This is a genomic window from Janthinobacterium sp. J1-1, from assembly GCF_030944405.1.
GTDB lineage: Bacteria > Pseudomonadota > Gammaproteobacteria > Burkholderiales > Burkholderiaceae_D > Janthinobacterium.
Genome location: NZ_CP132339.1, coordinates 2,084,867 through 2,099,078, shown reverse-complemented (window position 1 = coordinate 2,099,078; position 14,212 = coordinate 2,084,867). Strand labels below are relative to the sequence as shown.

Below are 14,212 nucleotides of genomic sequence, written 5' to 3'. Positions count from 1 at the left end.
GAATTGCTGAATTTCAGAATTTGGGGGATTCTTTGGGCGGTGTGTATGGCGTTTTTCCGTCACCGTAGAACCGCTTACGTGTTGCCTCCGCTACCCGGTTGCAAAGCAGTTCGCCCAAAGTAGGCCGATCCGTCTTGCATTGCTGGCGCAACTTCTTGAGCTGTTCCGGGTCTGCCACCAGCTCTTCTACTGTCGGGGTTTTCTTTTCTGCACTAGTGGCTTTGTGCGGTTTATCAGATTGACCGCATGCGACTAGCATTGCAGCGACGAGCGTGATGGCGAGTCTCATGGCATCAATTCCTCCGGAAGATCGGGATTTCGGCTTTTTGTTGACCTGAGAAACTCTGGCAATTCGATGGCCTGTACTCGCTGAATGAAGCGCGCAAGCTCGTCAAACGGATCGCCTTCAAGTCTGAGTAGATAGGTCGTCAAAGGTGGTACGCGTGTCGAAAGCGGCCTCGCCACGACTCCTGGCTCTCGGGAGGCTGCAATGTGTGCAGCCCCTGTAAGTCCGAGTGCAAAACCGGCAGATACCAACGCCATCATCAGGTCGAAAGTGGTAACCCGCTCGGCAACTAGAGGCTGCATTTCAGCCCGGCTAAGTACTCGCTCAATGTGCTTGGCGTGGCCCTCGCACACTTGAGGATCAGATAGCACTAGCGGGTAGCGCAGCAGTTCATCCAATGGAATTCGCTTAAGAGCCAGCAACGGATGCCGAGCTGGCAGCGCCACCATAAGCGTGTCAGTCCACGCGGGAAGTGCGACGATTCCATCACCTACGTCGTCGGACTGTGCAAAGCCGACGTCATACAGGTCGTCGTGCAATCCTTTGATTTGTTGGGATAGTGGCACCTCAAAAAAGCGAATCTCAACCTCGGGCTCCTCCTCGCGACACAACGCCAATAGGGCTGGTAAGCACAGTAGTGTTGCGCCGTCTGACAAGGCGACGCGGAGTTGTCCATGAAAGCCATTTTTTGCTGCCTTCACGCAGTCCCGCGCCTGTTGCAAGGATGCGAACACCCGAGGTGCGTGCTCCATGAGCATCAACCCAGCTCGTGTCAAACGCGTGCTTCTCGTGTTCCGAATAAAGAGCTGTGCTCCTAACTCCTCTTCGAGTTCTTTGATCGTGCGAGACAGTGGGGACTGCTCAATATGCAGTTTCGCAGCGGCGCGAGCGAAGTGAAGTTCCTCGGCGAGCGCCATAAAACAACGTAGATGTCGAATTTCCATGCGTCCCCTACTAATCGTCGATCTATTCAGTATTTAAAACTCGCTGCCATGCTGCGTTCTTCCAACTCAAGGACTCAGGGTGAAGATTGCAGATTCACATGCTCTGGCGAACCAGAAAGCGCTTTAGCGAGAACACCCCATTGCACGGCTGCGTCGGCGCGAGCACGGACCAGAGCCGCTCGCTGGGACAAGGTGCCACGCTCCGCTTCTGCAACAACGGTCGCATCCACCTGTCCCGCCTCAAAGAGGCGTCGACTGCGGTCAAGGAGTCGATCAGCGACGACAAGACCATCGACCTGATGCTGCAGAGAAGTCCGCTGGGTCTGCCAGCCCAGATAAGCGTTCTCCACATCCTGAAGCGCAAGCAAAACCGTGCGTTCCAGGTCAGCCTGTGCGCCGCGACTGCGTGCTGAGCCCTCGTCGATTCCCGCTTGTATTGCTCCACCGTCAAAGATCGGAAGCGTCACACCCAAGCCCAGAGAGAAAATGTTCCCTGCCACACGTGTTCCGTTGTTCTCGAAGCGTTGGCGCCCACCACTCAAATCGAGCACAAGTTTGGGGAACCGCTCGCCTTCTGCTGCGTTCCATCGCGCCGTCGCCGCTGCAAGACGCGCCTGCGCGGCTCTGACGTCGGGGCGCTGCTGCAGCAATTCGCCTGGCACGCTTCTGGGAGTCCAATCGGGCATGGTGAGAGAGGCAAGCGCAGGACCGCTGCCAAGCGCCCCCGGAATCCGGCCAACGAGCACATCCAAGGCATGCGTTGCTTCGCCGCGTACGCGTCGCAACTGCTCTTGCTCCACCCGGAGGGCGATGACCTCGGAACGCGTGCGTTCAATGTCAAAGCCCGTAGCTTGACCTGCCTTGAACTTCTGCTCTGTCAGACGCTCAAGGCGCTCGGCGACTTGAAGTCGCTCTTTTGCCAGATCTTCCAGCTCTGCCGCCTGCCGCTGCTGCAGTGCAGCGGACACTGTCTCAAAGGCGATCTGCCAACGTGTCGCGAACCAGTTCTGTTCGACAGCAACTGCGTCCATCCGTGCGCCATCAGCGGCATGCGAGAGGCGGCCCGCTAGATCAACTTCCCATGAAGCCGACAGCGGAAGCCTGGCATCGCTGCTGATGGTCGGTGCCAAAGAAAAGTCGCGCGCGCGCGTTGCTTGGGGCGTGAGCGCCAAGCTAGGGAACATTGAAGCGCGTGTACGTCGGGTGATCGCCACAGCTTCATCAATCCGCGCTCTTGCAATAGCGAGATCGGTGTTGTGCTCCAGCGCGTTGCGCACCAGCGCGTCAATCAGCGGATCACCGTACGCCGTCCACCACTCGGCCGGGAGTGCTTGTGCTGGCACCTGCTGCACAGCCAGACCCGCTTCGTTCATGAATTTGGCCGGAACCTCAACGCGTGATGTCTCCACCCTGTGAGGCGAGTGGCTGCACGCGGCGAGAAGCGTGATCGATAGGAATGCAACAGCAGTAAGGCCGCGGCGGGCGTAGGGATCGGACATGTTGAGCCACTAGGTTGTGAATTGAGGAGGCCGTCTTGACGGGCATAGTTCATGGCGTGTACTATACCGCCCAGACGGTTCAAAAATCAAGCATCTTTGGAGTTTCACCATGGCAACTCGTATGAAATCAAGCCCAGAGGAGTCGCATTCGGCGGACAACGGCGCTGAAGCCCCCTCCATCTCTAAGAAAGCGCAACAAACACGGGAGCGCATCCTTCAAGCTGCGCGTGACGTAGTCATGGAGGGAGGTGCCGGGCACCTAACGCTTGACGCGGTCGTTGCACGGGCAGGAATGAGCAAAGGTGCGTTCCTGTACCACTTCAAGACCAAGCGCGATCTGCTCCTCACGATGATTGATGACCAGGTCTCGGCGTTTGATGGCGGGCAGGAAGAGCGAGAGCTGCCATTCGTCGGCGATCCAGACCCTTGGCTATCCAGCCAGGTCTCGGCTATGCCTGACGGCGGGATGCAAAAGATGAGCGCTGCATTGCTGGCGGCCGTGGCTGAAGACCCCACGCTGCTTGAGCCTGTGCGCGGCTGGTACCGCAGGCAGTACGAGAACGCGAGCAAATCTCCACGCGGCACCGATATCGCCGGAATCGTTCTATTTGCCTTGGACGGAGTCTTCCTCGCCGAAATGATGGGTTTTCCGACGTTTGCTGCCGAAGACCTTTCTCGACTCATGCACACCCTCCAGGCGCTCGCCCGCGGCGAACTGGAACTCACCCCTATTGATAAACGCTGATGAAAGGCCTTCCCGTGTCTTGCACTCCCTTTAAATCCCAGTCCTGGCAAATGCAGAAAGTCGGCCTCGCGTTTGTTCTGCTCGCATCGCTTGCCGGCTGTGGTAGTCAGAAGGAGCCTGCTTCCGATCCACCGCGAGCGGTCAAGCTGCTCACGGTGGGGGATGTAGGTTCTGTGGCCAATCGCATTGAATTGAGTGGTCTAGCTCGCTCCAGTGAGCGGAGTACCTTGGGGTTCGAGACTGGCGGGCGTATCAGCAAGCTTCATGTGGACGTGGGAGATCGCTTCTCTCGCGGACAGCTTCTGGCTGAGTTGGATGTTCAGCCCGAGCAACTCCGCCTAGAACAGGCTCGGGCGACACTCGCTGCTGCGGAAGCCGCATTGGCAGACAGAATCGTGCAGACAACGCAGCAAAGGGGGCTGCTTGAGGGCAACGTAATCTCCCCGGCTGCATTCGAGAGTGTGAAAGCACAGTTGGTTGCAGCTGAAGGCCAGGTGCGCAATGCAAAGGCCGCATTCGGCCTTGCCGAGCGTGCGCGAAGGGGGGCCGCCATTCATGCGCCATTCGACGGCGTCGTCGCGGAGAAACTCGCTCTGCCGTTCACAGATATTGCAGCCGGAGCGCCGGTGCTTCAAGTGGATGGACTACGCAGCGGCGTAGAAGTCCTTGCGACTGCATCGACGACCCAGGCGGCAAATATCAAAATTGGGCAGGTCGCCGAACTGCGCCTGAGCGAGTCAGCAAGTCCCGTTCGTGCTTCGGTACAACGCATCGGCTTGCGTGCTGAAAATGGCTCACTTTTACCTGTCGTGCTCGTTCCTCAAGATGCTACTCTTGCGCGCAGTCTTCGACCCGGGTCTGCCGTTCAAGTATTGCTGAAGGCACCGGAAGCGAAGGATGCCTCACCAGATCGTCTGATGCTTCCCTATTCGGCACTGGTGCTCAGTGAGAAAGCAGGACAAGCCGCAGTGTTTGTATATGACGTGACCGGAAAGAAGGTGCACCGCCGGGAAGTGCAATTCCAGAGCGAGCCAGGCGGCGACAACGTTCGCGTTGTGGGCGGCCTGAAGCGCGGCGAGATGGTAGTCGCGGCTGGCGCGAGTTGGCTGACGAACGAGCAACAAGTCACCCCACTCAAGGCCACGACCCAATTGGCCGGACGCTGACCCGCTACAGGAAGACTTCGCTATGAAGATCACAGAAATGGCGCTGCGCGCCAGCAGACTCACCTACCTTGCCGCGGTCATCATTCTTGTTGCCGGCATTGCCACGTTTCTCAATTTCCCTTCGCAGGAAGAGCCATCGGTCACGATTCGAGATGCGGTTGTTGCCGTTCTGAACCCTGGCATGCCAGCCGAACGTGTTGAGCAGTTGATCGCGCGTCCGATCGAGGAGCGTTTGCGGGAGCTGGCCGAGGTCAAGCGTGTAACCACAACCGTTCGCGCGGGCGGGGCCGTCATACAGGTCACGATCTGGGAGCGGTACACCGACCTAGCCCCCATATGGCAGCGCGTTCGCGCGAAGGTTGCCGATGCTCAGCCTCTGCTTCCACAGGGTACGTTGGGGCCATTTGTCAACGACGACTTCGGCCGTGTTGCCGTGGCCTCCATTGCGGTGACCGCGCCGGGCTACTCCATGGGCGAAATGCGTGTGTCGTTGAAAGAGATGCGCGATCGCCTATACGCGCTTCCCGGCGTTGATCGCATCAGCTTCTACGGCTTGCAGGAAGAGCGCGTCTATCTCGAATTTGATCGACCAAAACTAGCCCAGCTTGGATTGACCCCACAAGGGGTGATCGATCAACTCGTTAAACAAAACGTCGTGCTTTCAGGCGGGCAAATCGCCATCGGTGGCATCAACGCTTCGCTGGCTGTTAGTGGAGAGGTTCGCGACGCCGCCTCGCTGCGCGCGTTGCCGATCATGATGGCGCAAGCTCAGGGTGCGCGCGGTGCTTCGCCTGCTCCTTCAATCTCACTGGGAGAGCTTGCGCGCGTGCAGGTACAACCTGCAGATCCTCCCGAGTCTGCTGCAGTCTATAAGGGCCAGCCTGCCGTAGTGATGGCAGTGTCCATGACCTCGGGCCAGAACGTGGAGCAATTCGGCGTAGCCCTCAAATCCCGTGTGGCCGAGCTTGAGAAACTTCTGCCCGCAGGTTTCGAGCTCTCCTATGTGACATTCCAGGCAGACGTCGTCAAACGTGAAATGGGCAAGATGAACCAGGTGATGATCGAAACGATTGTCATCGTGCTCGGCGTCGTCGTCCTTTTCCTGGGATGGCGCACAGGATTCATCGTCGGGATGATCGTGCCGCTTACCATTCTGGGGGCACTGATCGTGATGCGCGCGCTGAACATCGAGCTGCAAAGTGTTTCGATGGCAGCCATCATCATCGCTTTGGGGCTCTTGGTAGACAACGGCATCGTGATTGCCGAAGACATTGAACGGCGCTTGGCAGCCGGTGAAGACCGCAAACAGGCTTGTCTCGAAGCGGGTCGTACCCTCGCACTGCCGCTGCTGACGTCCTCATTGGTTATCGTCATCGCCTTCTCCCCGTTCTTCTTCGGCCAGAGTGCGACGAGTGAGTATCTGCGCTCTCTCGTCATTGTCCTCGCGCTCACGTTACTCGGATCTTGGCTGTTGTGTCTGACCGTCACTCCACTGCTGTGCTACCACTTCACCAAAGTGCATCATCAACCGGCGAATGACGCGCAAACCTACAACACACGCTTCTATCGCGGCTATCGCAAGTTGCTTGAGTGGGTGCTTGACCACAAGGCGATCTACGTTGGTGTGATGACGGGTGCATTGGCCGTAGCTCTGTACGGATTCACGACACTGCCATACGACTTCTTGCCGAAGTCCGACCGAGTTCAATTCCAAATACCGGTGCAGCTCGCCCCTGGAACGGATTCACGGCTCACTCTTGCCAAAGTGAAGGAAGTGAGCGGCTGGCTCGGTGATCAAGAAATCAACCCCGAAATCACGGATCACATTGGCTACGTCGCTGACGGTGGGCCGCGCTTCATCCTTGGGCTCAATCCCCCATTGCCAGCATCGAACATCGCGTACTTTGTCGTGACGGTCAAGGCAGGCACCAACATTGACGTCGTGATTGCCCGAACTCGGGCTTACTTCGCGCAGCATCATGGAGATGTACGCGCAGAGCCTCAGCGGTTCTCGCTAGGCACTACCGAAGCCGGCACAGCCGTCTACCGGGTCAGTGGGCCGGATCATGAGGTGCTGATGAATGCGGCGGCGAAAATTGAGTCCGCGCTACGGGAGCTGCCAGGTACGGCCAACATCAAGAACAACTGGGATACCCGTGTCGGCCGTCTCGATGTTCGGGTCGATCAAGATCGTGCGCGACGTGCTGGCGTCACCACCGACGACATAGCTGCCTGGCTTGGCACCCGCTACATCGGCCAGTCGATCTCTGTGATCCGAGATGGCGATACCAGCGTGCCAATCGTGATGCGCGGGACGTCCAATGATCGGCGCAGCACTGCGGACGTTGGTTCGACGACCATCTATCCAGCGTCGGGTGGCCAGCCGGTTTCCCTGGCGCAAGTGGCCGATGTCACGCTCGCTAGCGAGCCGTCTGTGATCCAGCGCCGCAATCTCATTCGTACAGTCACAGTTCAGGGGCAGAACACCGCATACACCGCGCAAGAGATCGTGGATCACCTCGCACCTCGGATCGCCGCAATTGAACTACCTGCAGGCTATGCCATAGAGCTTGGTGGAGAAATTGAGGAATCGGCTGAATCGAATGCATCGCTCACGCACTACATGCCGTTCGCTCTTCTGGCGATGTTGCTGCTATTCATCTGGCAGTTCAACTCCTTCCGCAAGCTGATCGTGATTCTCGCAACGATTCCCTTCACGTTGATTGGGGTCGTGATTGCACTGAAGGCAACAGGCACTCCTTTCAGCTTCATGGCGACATTCGGGGTGCTTGCGCTGTTCGGAATCATCGTCAACAACGCCGTTCTTCTGCTCGAACAAATTGAACACGGCCTCTCGGAAGGTCTCGCCCGACATGAAGCCCTGGTGGGAGCTGCGATGCAGCGGCTGCGTCCAATCGTGATGACCAAGGTGACCTGTATCGCGGGTCTCGTGCCCCTGATGTTGTTTGCGGGGCCGCTGTGGAAGGGCATGGCCATCGGCATGATCGGTGGTCTCGCACTTGGCACGCTCGTGACGCTTGGCCTGATTCCGTTGCTCTACGAGGTGCTGTTCGGAATGAAGTGGCCGGGCAGCAAACGGAGTCACGAGGCGGTACAACAACCAGTGCAACCGGTCTGATCCCTCAGCGTAACTGTCCACACGCTTCCCCCGATCTCTCTCGTGGCCGGAGAGATCGGGGAGACAGATTCTCGCCATCAGAGAGTTTAAGAAGAAATCAGAAGCAGAGCGAATTGACCGCCTACTGCCTATTCTTTGATGCTTTGATGCTTTGATAATCAATTTTCACTGAATAGATTTGGAGAAATATATGAACCCGTTGTCATGGAATCCATGGTTGGTTCTACTGATTGCCGGCCTGTTCGAAATCGGTTGGCCACTAGGCCTCAAGATGGGTGCGGCCAATGCAGCGATGCGCTACGTGGGGCCGGCGATTGCAGTTGCCTGTATGGCAGCCAGCGGCTTTTTCCTATGGTTATCTCTTAAACAGATCCCCATAGGAACAGCTTATGCGGTCTGGACCGGCATCGGTTCGCTGGGCGCGTTTTTCGTGGGCGTGTATGTGTTCGGCGATACCGCCTCCTTGATACGTTGGGTTGGAATTGCGCTGGTTGTTGCTGGCATCGTCTGTCTGAAAATGGGATAAATGAAAATATATATGAAACGCCCTATTTCATTAATCCATTTTGTGCTGCTGGCAGGCCTCACGGCAACCTTATCTGGCTGTGCTTCAAACGGAATGACTCGATCAGGGTTTCTTGGTGATTACGATGTATTGGGAAAAACGAAGTACGAAAATGTTCTGCTCTTCAAGGCGCCAGGCTTTGAACCCAGTCGTTACCGGGAAATATTAGTCGAGGATGCTCAGGTAGTGACGGCAACTGGACGCATAGGTGGGCTTGAAGCTGAGCAAGTGCGAGAGCTTCTCGATCACGTCAACAGTGAACTGCGACATCTCCAAACTAAGTCCGAAGCTCCCGCATCGTCAGGCCGCATACGTGTGCGTGTGGCAATTACGACCATTGAGACGCCCAATAGAGCAGTCAACACCCTAACGACGTTGCTTGTTGGACCAGTGACAACTGGGGGAGCTAGTTTGGAGTTTGAGGCAGTAGATGAACAAACAGATCGTCGGGTGGCTGCTGCTAGCTGCTTCGAGCACGGCAACGCTCTCGCGGATTTCAAAGGCTCCTACACACTGCTCGGGCATGCAAAGTCTGCAATCACCACCTGCCTTGAACGGATCAATAGCGCTTGGAGAAGTGCTGGCTCGTGAATAGCTGCTATTCCATAACTTCGCGCGGATCGCGAGGAGCCTCATCAAGGGGATTCGTAGGGTGCCGTTCTTGTAACGTCTGCAGCATTCTGGAGTGGCTCTGCTTCGTCGCAAAATTGCCGGCGTTTCTCGTTCTTGTCTATTCGAAACGCTGCGTGGTGCTGCTTGCAGAGGTAAAGCGCCTGGAGGTGTGTAAATTCACACGATGGAGTTTGGCCGGTGTGCTGGCAACGGTAGTTCTGACAGGGTGTTCCACTTACCGTCCTTGGATCAACCCGACACTTTCCGACGCCGCCTTAATGTCTCTCGCCGAGAACGACCAACGCATCAGGCCGTCGGAGGTCAACCAACCGGTGGTTGTAGCGGTGACACTGTCAGGCGGGGGCGCTCGGGCGGCGGCCTTCGGCCTGGGCGTGCTGCGCGAACTCAAGGCCACACGCTTCGCGCTAGAGGGCCAGGAGACCACTCTGTTGGATCAGGTGTTCCTGGTCAGCGGAGTGTCGGGGGGCAGCATCCTTGCCGCGCACTTCGCGGCCTTCGGCGATGCCACGCTGACTCGTTTCGAGCCGGATTTTCTGCTTGTGCCTTTTGAGGGGCGACTCATACGTGAAGCTCTGTGGCCTGAGCGTCTTTATAGACTAACTTCACCTTGGTTTGGGCGCAGCCAGATCCTGGCTCAACGCTTGGACGAACTTTTTGAAGGCCGCACCTTTGGTGACGTGCGCCGACGACCGGGCGCGCCCGAACTGATGATCACGGCAACCGACCTCACGACCGGTGCCCCTTTCGATTTCACCACCGAGCAATTCCGGCTAATCTGTTCCGACCTCGATGCAACGCCGCTGTCTTTCGCGGTGGCGGCCTCGTCGGCAGTACCGCTGGTGCTGTCGCCCGTAACGGTGCGAAACAACGCCAATACCTGTCCGCCGCCTCTCCGATCTTTGCCTGTCAGAGGGCAAAATTACAGATCACGCATCCTGCAAAGCGGCATAGACAGCTACCTCAATGCGCACGATCGGCCCTATATCCACCTCGTGGACGGTGGTGTCTCCGACAACCTCGGCGTACGTCTGATGCTAGACCGGCTAGTAGCTTCGGGCTCAATGAGCGCCAATTTCTCGGAGGTCAAGCCCGGAAGCTTGCGCCGACTCGTGTTGGTGACGGTGAACTCCGAACGAGGACTGAGCGAGAGAGTGGACAGTAGCGACCGAGTTCCCAGCACGACGCAAGTACTTGAGTCGCTGATCTTCGGTGCCGGCGCTCGCGAGACCCAGGTGACGCTTATAGTGGATCCCGAATCTGAGACGATGGTTTAAGCTGTGGTCCGTGAAAGGATGACAGCAAATGAGTGAAGGTAAAAAACGTCGGGTACACACGGCCGAGTTTAAGGCCAAGGTCGGTCTGGAGGCCGTTCGCGGCGTCAAGACGGTGACGGAGATCGCGCAAGAGTTCGGCGTGCATCCGGTGCTGGTGGGCCAGTGGAAAAAGGAAATCCTGGAGAACGCCGGCGCGCTGTTCGACACCAAGCGCGGCCCCAAGCCGATCGATGAAAGCAGTCCCGAGGACAAACTATACGGCGAGATCGGTCGGCTGAAGATGGAAGTGGACTGGCTTAAAAAAAAGCTGGGGCCGTGAGCCAGGAGGCGCGCTTGGGCTGGATCGAAGCCGGGCACGAGAAGCTGCCGCTGACGCGCCAATGCGAGCTGGCAAGCGTGCCGCGCGCGACGGTGTACCGCCGGATCGACGCGGCATCCCGGCAGGCATGCGAGGACGAGAGCGACCTGAAGCTGAGCGCGCTGATTGACGAGGAATACACCAGTCGGCCTTTTTATGGCAGCAGGCGCATGGTCGTGTTCCTGCGCGCGACGGGCCATGTAGTCAACCGCAAGCGCGTGCAGCGTCTGATGCGCGGCATGGGGCTGGCGGGCATGGCGCCGGGGCCGAATACGAGCCGAGCGCATCCGCAGCACAAGGTCTATCCGTACCTGTTGCGCGGTGTGCCCGTGACGCGTCCTAATCACGTATGGTCGACCGATATCACCTACATCCGGTTGGCGCGGGGCTTCGCGTATTTGGTGGCGATCATCGACTGGTACAGCCGCAAGTTGCTGTCCTGGCGCCTCAGCAACAGCATGGACGCGTCGTTCTGCGTGGACTGCCTGGAGGACGCCTTGCGCCAGCATGGCAAGCCGGAGTTGTTCAACAGCGATCAGGGTTCGCAGTTCACCAGCACGGCCTTCACCGACGTGCTCAAGCGCGAAGGCGTCGCCATCAGCATGGACGGGCGCGGTCGGGCGCTGGACAACATCTTCGTCGAGCGGCTGTGGCGCAACGTGAAGTACGAGGATGTGTATCTGAAAGGATACGCCAATATGGCGGAATTGACGGTGGGCCTGGCGCAGTATTTCGCGTTCTATAACGCTGAGCGGCCGCACCAATCGCTGAGCTACCAGACGCCCGACCAAGTCTACCGCGACGGGGTTGGCGGCGGTGCGCTGATCGTCGACCGGTTTGGTGACGACAAGAAGAAGTCACAGGAAGAGAGCAATACGGGTCAGCGCCGAGCAGCTGGAGCAGTGGAAACGGGCACAGCTTAAATTAGTCGGGAAAGTGTCTTGACTGATGGATCCACTTTAGCTGGCCATGCTTAACGACGACCTGCAACACTGGCGTTCCGAGATTGTCCGCACCCGTGGCCAAGCGGACAGCCCCTTTGCGGCCGACGCAGAAATCTACGTAGTAAGCGTAAGTCTGAACGACGTGCCGGACGACAAGATCCGGCATTCGCTGCTGCGCGTGCCCACAGCCTTCACGATCGAGGCTACGGATGTCTTGGACCTGCAAACTGCGGGAGGCGAAGCACTGAGGCAATCCAAGGAGTTTATGGCATTGATTGAATCTCTAAGAAGAATCACAGCAGCCAAGCAGACTGCGCCTGGTACTCAGCTTCCCTTGATATCTAACTGATACCGATACTGGGCTTTCGTCCAAGTTCCCAAGAGGCACTTCCGCCGATAACCTTTGCGGCAAGCTGTTGTCCCAGTCGCGGCTCAATTACCGGCCGCCACGGCACAAGGCTGAACCCCATGCCGTCATCGAGCATCGCGTAGCGCCCGCTGGCGAGCATAATGGAACGCCGGTAGATACCGGCTACGCGCTGCCCGTCGGCCACCGGGCGATGCTCTAGGCCGGTTTCCGCCGCAATGTCTTTCGCGGCCTGCACTAGTTCCCGATTGCGTAGCGTGCCCAGCAGGTTGCGCGCGAGGATGACGCGCTGCCCGCGGCGCTGTGCCAGCCCCTGTTCTTCGAGGAAATCGGCTCGCTGCTGTATGGCCTGCTTGGTATCACCGCCAAAGCCCAAGTTGCCCAGCCCACGGCCACCGCCGATCAGTTGCTGGTCAAGCCAAGTCGCGCCGATGACGCGGGCCTGCCGTTCAATAGGAAGGTGTGATTTCAGCTCTACGGCTACATCGCCCAGCCGTTGCGCGTCGTATTGGCGGCCACGCTCGGCCAGGTCGTCCGGTACCTTCCATAGCCCTTCGGCCACGCGCTCCACGATGCAAGCCCGGCGCAGGGCTTCCAGCCGCCGGACATGAGCGGCGACGACTTCCTGCGGGTCGCGTCCGGGCGTAGCCCGGCCCTGCTCGATTACCAGGTGATGATCGGTGCGGTACAGGCCATCGCTCGCCAGCGAGGCGATGTTCTTGTCGGCCGTGCGCACCTCAGTCGAACCCTTCACCTCTACCACAGCGCCCGTGGGATAGTTCGCCAGTTCGTCGCGGGCGTTCAGTGCAACGTAGTGGGCCTTACCGTCCGTGCCGTCGATGATCAGATAGCCTCGGTCGTGCAACTCATCGGCAAGCCCCTTCGCGGCCACGCGGCCGATGAGGCTGCGACCATCGTCGCCCGGCTCGAACACCGCCAGCTCACGCGGCTGGCCGCTCATGGCCCGCTGCATCGTTCGGATGATGTCGCCACGCTCACCCAGGGCACGCAAGGTCTTCTCGGCATCGGCATGAATGGCCCAGGTGCCGGGCTGCACCTCGTCGGCTAGGCCCAGGCGCTGCAAGCGTTGCAGGCGGCCGATCAGCAGCAGGCGCTGGCGTTGCAACCTCGGCTCGTTGAGCCGTTCGACATGCACCCGGCCATCCTCGCCGGTCTCGCGCTGCAAGGTGCGATCCAGGCTCGTCCACCGCTCCTGTTCCACCTCGCGCCTCAAGGTCTGCTGAATCTCCAGTTCGGTGCGCGGCCCCAGCCACTCGGTCGCCAGCTCGGCGGCGCGATGGCGGAAGCCGTGGGCGATGTAGTCACCCGCGATGATGAGGTCTTTGCCGGTGTCGTCGCGCCCGCGCACGATCAGGTGGGTGTGCGGGTTGTCGGTGTTCCAGTGATCCACCGCCACCCAATCCAGCCGCGTGCCCAGGTCGGCTTCCATGCGGCTCACCAGATGCCGGGTGTAGGTGCGCAGGTCGTCCAGCTCGGCCCCGTCCTCGGGCGAGACGATGAAGCGGAAATGGTGCCGGTCGTCGGCGCAGCGTTCCTTGAAGGCGTCCAGATCGGCTTCGTCGGCCTGTGGCCCGTAGCCCCGGCCCGGTTCGCCATCGCGACCCGCGCCGTCGCGCTCGATGTAGCGCAGGTGCTTGGCGAGCGATTGCGGGCTGGCCCGCTGGTGATTGACCAGCAAGGTCTTGATGGTCACGCGCCGCGACATGGGCATTAGCTTCGCCCCGGCGAAGCGCGCCGCCGTGTGGCCACGTCCGAGCCGAGAGCCGGGCCGCTGGCCGGTGCCAGCCGCGCCAGGACGGCGTACTGCCGACTTGCCGCTGCTGGCTTTGCCGGCCTGCTTGAGCACCTTGGAAACGAAGCTCTGCCCCTGGCCCTTGCCCCGGTTCTTCGGGGCGCTGGGGCGCACGCGAAAGTCGTCGTCGCGGCTGTCGGTCATGGCTGCGCTCCCCGCAAGCTTGGGCGTGTCCTGTCGTGCGAAGCACGCGGACATGCCAGCATTGGCGCGACCCTCGCGCCAAACGCGGCACGGTGGCGAAGCCGCTCCGTGCCGCGTTCCCCCCATGTGCTGACTGGCTTTCGACGCGGCCAGGTGCCGCGTCCTTTTGTCTTGCCTTCCGCCTTTGCCCTTCGCTGTCGCTCCAGGCAACGGCGGCCCGGCGGCGCTGCTGCGTGAACAGACAGCGCGCCGGCGAAAGCGCCAATGGCCGCAGGCCGGGCGCGTTCGAGGCAAGACGCCTGAACGTTGGACGGCTGCGCCGGATGCTGCGCGAC

General features: G+C 59.5%; 12 protein-coding genes. 8 read left to right on the top strand and 4 right to left on the bottom strand.

Features of this window, described 5'->3' with window-relative positions; all coding sequences use genetic code 11:
• Positions 1–13: 13 nt before the first annotated feature.
• The 3 genes from Q8L25_RS09495 to Q8L25_RS09485 all read right to left on the bottom strand — a co-directional run bounded on the left by Q8L25_RS09495 (position 14) and on the right by Q8L25_RS09485 (position 2,729).
• A complete protein-coding gene (locus Q8L25_RS09495) occupies positions 14–289 on the bottom strand; it encodes an EexN family lipoprotein (protein WP_004883082.1) in 276 nt (91 codons plus the stop codon).
• A complete protein-coding gene (locus Q8L25_RS09490) occupies positions 286–1,230 on the bottom strand; it encodes a LysR family transcriptional regulator (protein WP_004883081.1) in 945 nt (314 codons plus the stop codon). Before Q8L25_RS09490 ends, Q8L25_RS09495 begins: the two co-directional genes overlap by 4 nt.
• 74 nt (positions 1,231–1,304) lie before the next feature.
• A complete protein-coding gene (locus Q8L25_RS09485) occupies positions 1,305–2,729 on the bottom strand; it encodes an efflux transporter outer membrane subunit (RefSeq protein WP_028699135.1) in 1,425 nt (474 codons plus the stop codon).
• A 109-nt stretch (positions 2,730–2,838) separates the two neighbouring features.
• Here Q8L25_RS09485 and Q8L25_RS09480 point away from each other — a divergent pair, with 109 nt between their 5' ends.
• From Q8L25_RS09480 to Q8L25_RS09445, 8 genes are all read left to right on the top strand, one after another.
• Positions 2,839–3,474: a TetR/AcrR family transcriptional regulator gene (locus tag Q8L25_RS09480; RefSeq protein ID WP_022652140.1), complete on the top strand. Its 636-nt coding sequence runs from the start codon at positions 2,839–2,841 to the stop codon at positions 3,472–3,474.
• Positions 3,474–4,640: an efflux RND transporter periplasmic adaptor subunit gene (locus Q8L25_RS09475; protein WP_023123862.1), complete on the top strand. Its 1,167-nt coding sequence runs from the start codon at positions 3,474–3,476 to the stop codon at positions 4,638–4,640. Before Q8L25_RS09480 ends, Q8L25_RS09475 begins: the two co-directional genes overlap by 1 nt.
• Positions 4,641–4,662: 22 nt before the next feature.
• Positions 4,663–7,779 carry an efflux RND transporter permease subunit gene (locus tag Q8L25_RS09470; RefSeq protein ID WP_004883075.1) on the top strand — a complete coding sequence of 1,039 codons (3,117 nt, stop codon included), beginning with the start codon at positions 4,663–4,665 and terminating at the stop codon, positions 7,777–7,779.
• 190 nt (positions 7,780–7,969) lie between these two features.
• Positions 7,970–8,305 (top strand): multidrug efflux SMR transporter, encoded by a 336-nt coding sequence (locus tag Q8L25_RS09465; RefSeq protein WP_004883073.1) that lies wholly within the window; start codon positions 7,970–7,972, stop codon positions 8,303–8,305.
• Between the two features lie 12 nt (positions 8,306–8,317).
• Positions 8,318–8,935, top strand: a complete 618-nt coding sequence (locus Q8L25_RS09460; protein WP_004883071.1) for a DUF3313 family protein — start codon at positions 8,318–8,320, stop codon at positions 8,933–8,935.
• Positions 8,936–9,090: 155 nt separating this feature from the next.
• A complete protein-coding gene (locus Q8L25_RS09455; protein WP_308924598.1) occupies positions 9,091–10,251 on the top strand; it encodes a patatin-like phospholipase family protein in 1,161 nt (386 codons plus the stop codon).
• Positions 10,252–10,279: 28 nt separating this feature from the next.
• Positions 10,280–11,532, top strand: a protein-coding gene (locus Q8L25_RS09450) for an IS3 family transposase (protein WP_100429696.1) whose coding sequence is annotated in 2 segments (ribosomal slippage) — positions 10,280–10,559 and positions 10,559–11,532 — 1,254 coding nt in all. Because the reading frame shifts where the segments join, the coding sequence is not laid out codon by codon here.
• Positions 11,533–11,578: 46 nt separating this feature from the next.
• Positions 11,579–11,902: a hypothetical protein gene (locus tag Q8L25_RS09445; protein ID WP_308924597.1), complete on the top strand. Its 324-nt coding sequence runs from the start codon at positions 11,579–11,581 to the stop codon at positions 11,900–11,902.
• Here Q8L25_RS09445 and Q8L25_RS09440 read toward each other — a convergent pair.
• Complete coding sequence (locus tag Q8L25_RS09440; RefSeq protein ID WP_004883068.1) at positions 11,895–13,877, bottom strand: relaxase/mobilization nuclease and DUF3363 domain-containing protein; 1,983 nt, start codon at positions 13,875–13,877, stop codon at positions 11,895–11,897. The two genes, Q8L25_RS09445 and Q8L25_RS09440, sit on opposite strands and share 8 nt — an antisense overlap.
• Positions 13,878–14,212: the final 335 nt, after the last annotated feature.

Bases quoted from the DNA above. Each gene is read 5' to 3' on its own strand.
- Q8L25_RS09490 (WP_004883081.1), bottom strand. From the start codon at position 1,230: ATGGAAATTCGACATCTACGTTGTTTTATGGCGCTCGCCGAGGAACTT.
- Q8L25_RS09465 (WP_004883073.1), top strand. From the start codon at position 7,970: ATGAACCCGTTGTCATGGAATCCATGGTTGGTTCTACTGATTGCCGGC.
- Q8L25_RS09440 (WP_004883068.1), bottom strand. From the start codon at position 13,877: ATGACCGACAGCCGCGACGACGACTTTCGCGTGCGCCCCAGCGCCCCG.
- Q8L25_RS09475 (WP_023123862.1), top strand. From the start codon at position 3,474: ATGAAAGGCCTTCCCGTGTCTTGCACTCCCTTTAAATCCCAGTCCTGG.
- Q8L25_RS09445 (WP_308924597.1), top strand. From the start codon at position 11,579: ATGCTTAACGACGACCTGCAACACTGGCGTTCCGAGATTGTCCGCACC.
- Q8L25_RS09460 (WP_004883071.1), top strand. From the start codon at position 8,318: ATGAAACGCCCTATTTCATTAATCCATTTTGTGCTGCTGGCAGGCCTC.
- Q8L25_RS09470 (WP_004883075.1), top strand. From the start codon at position 4,663: ATGAAGATCACAGAAATGGCGCTGCGCGCCAGCAGACTCACCTACCTT.
- Q8L25_RS09485 (WP_028699135.1), bottom strand. From the start codon at position 2,729: ATGTCCGATCCCTACGCCCGCCGCGGCCTTACTGCTGTTGCATTCCTA.
- Q8L25_RS09480 (WP_022652140.1), top strand. From the start codon at position 2,839: ATGGCAACTCGTATGAAATCAAGCCCAGAGGAGTCGCATTCGGCGGAC.
- Q8L25_RS09495 (WP_004883082.1), bottom strand. From the start codon at position 289: ATGAGACTCGCCATCACGCTCGTCGCTGCAATGCTAGTCGCATGCGGT.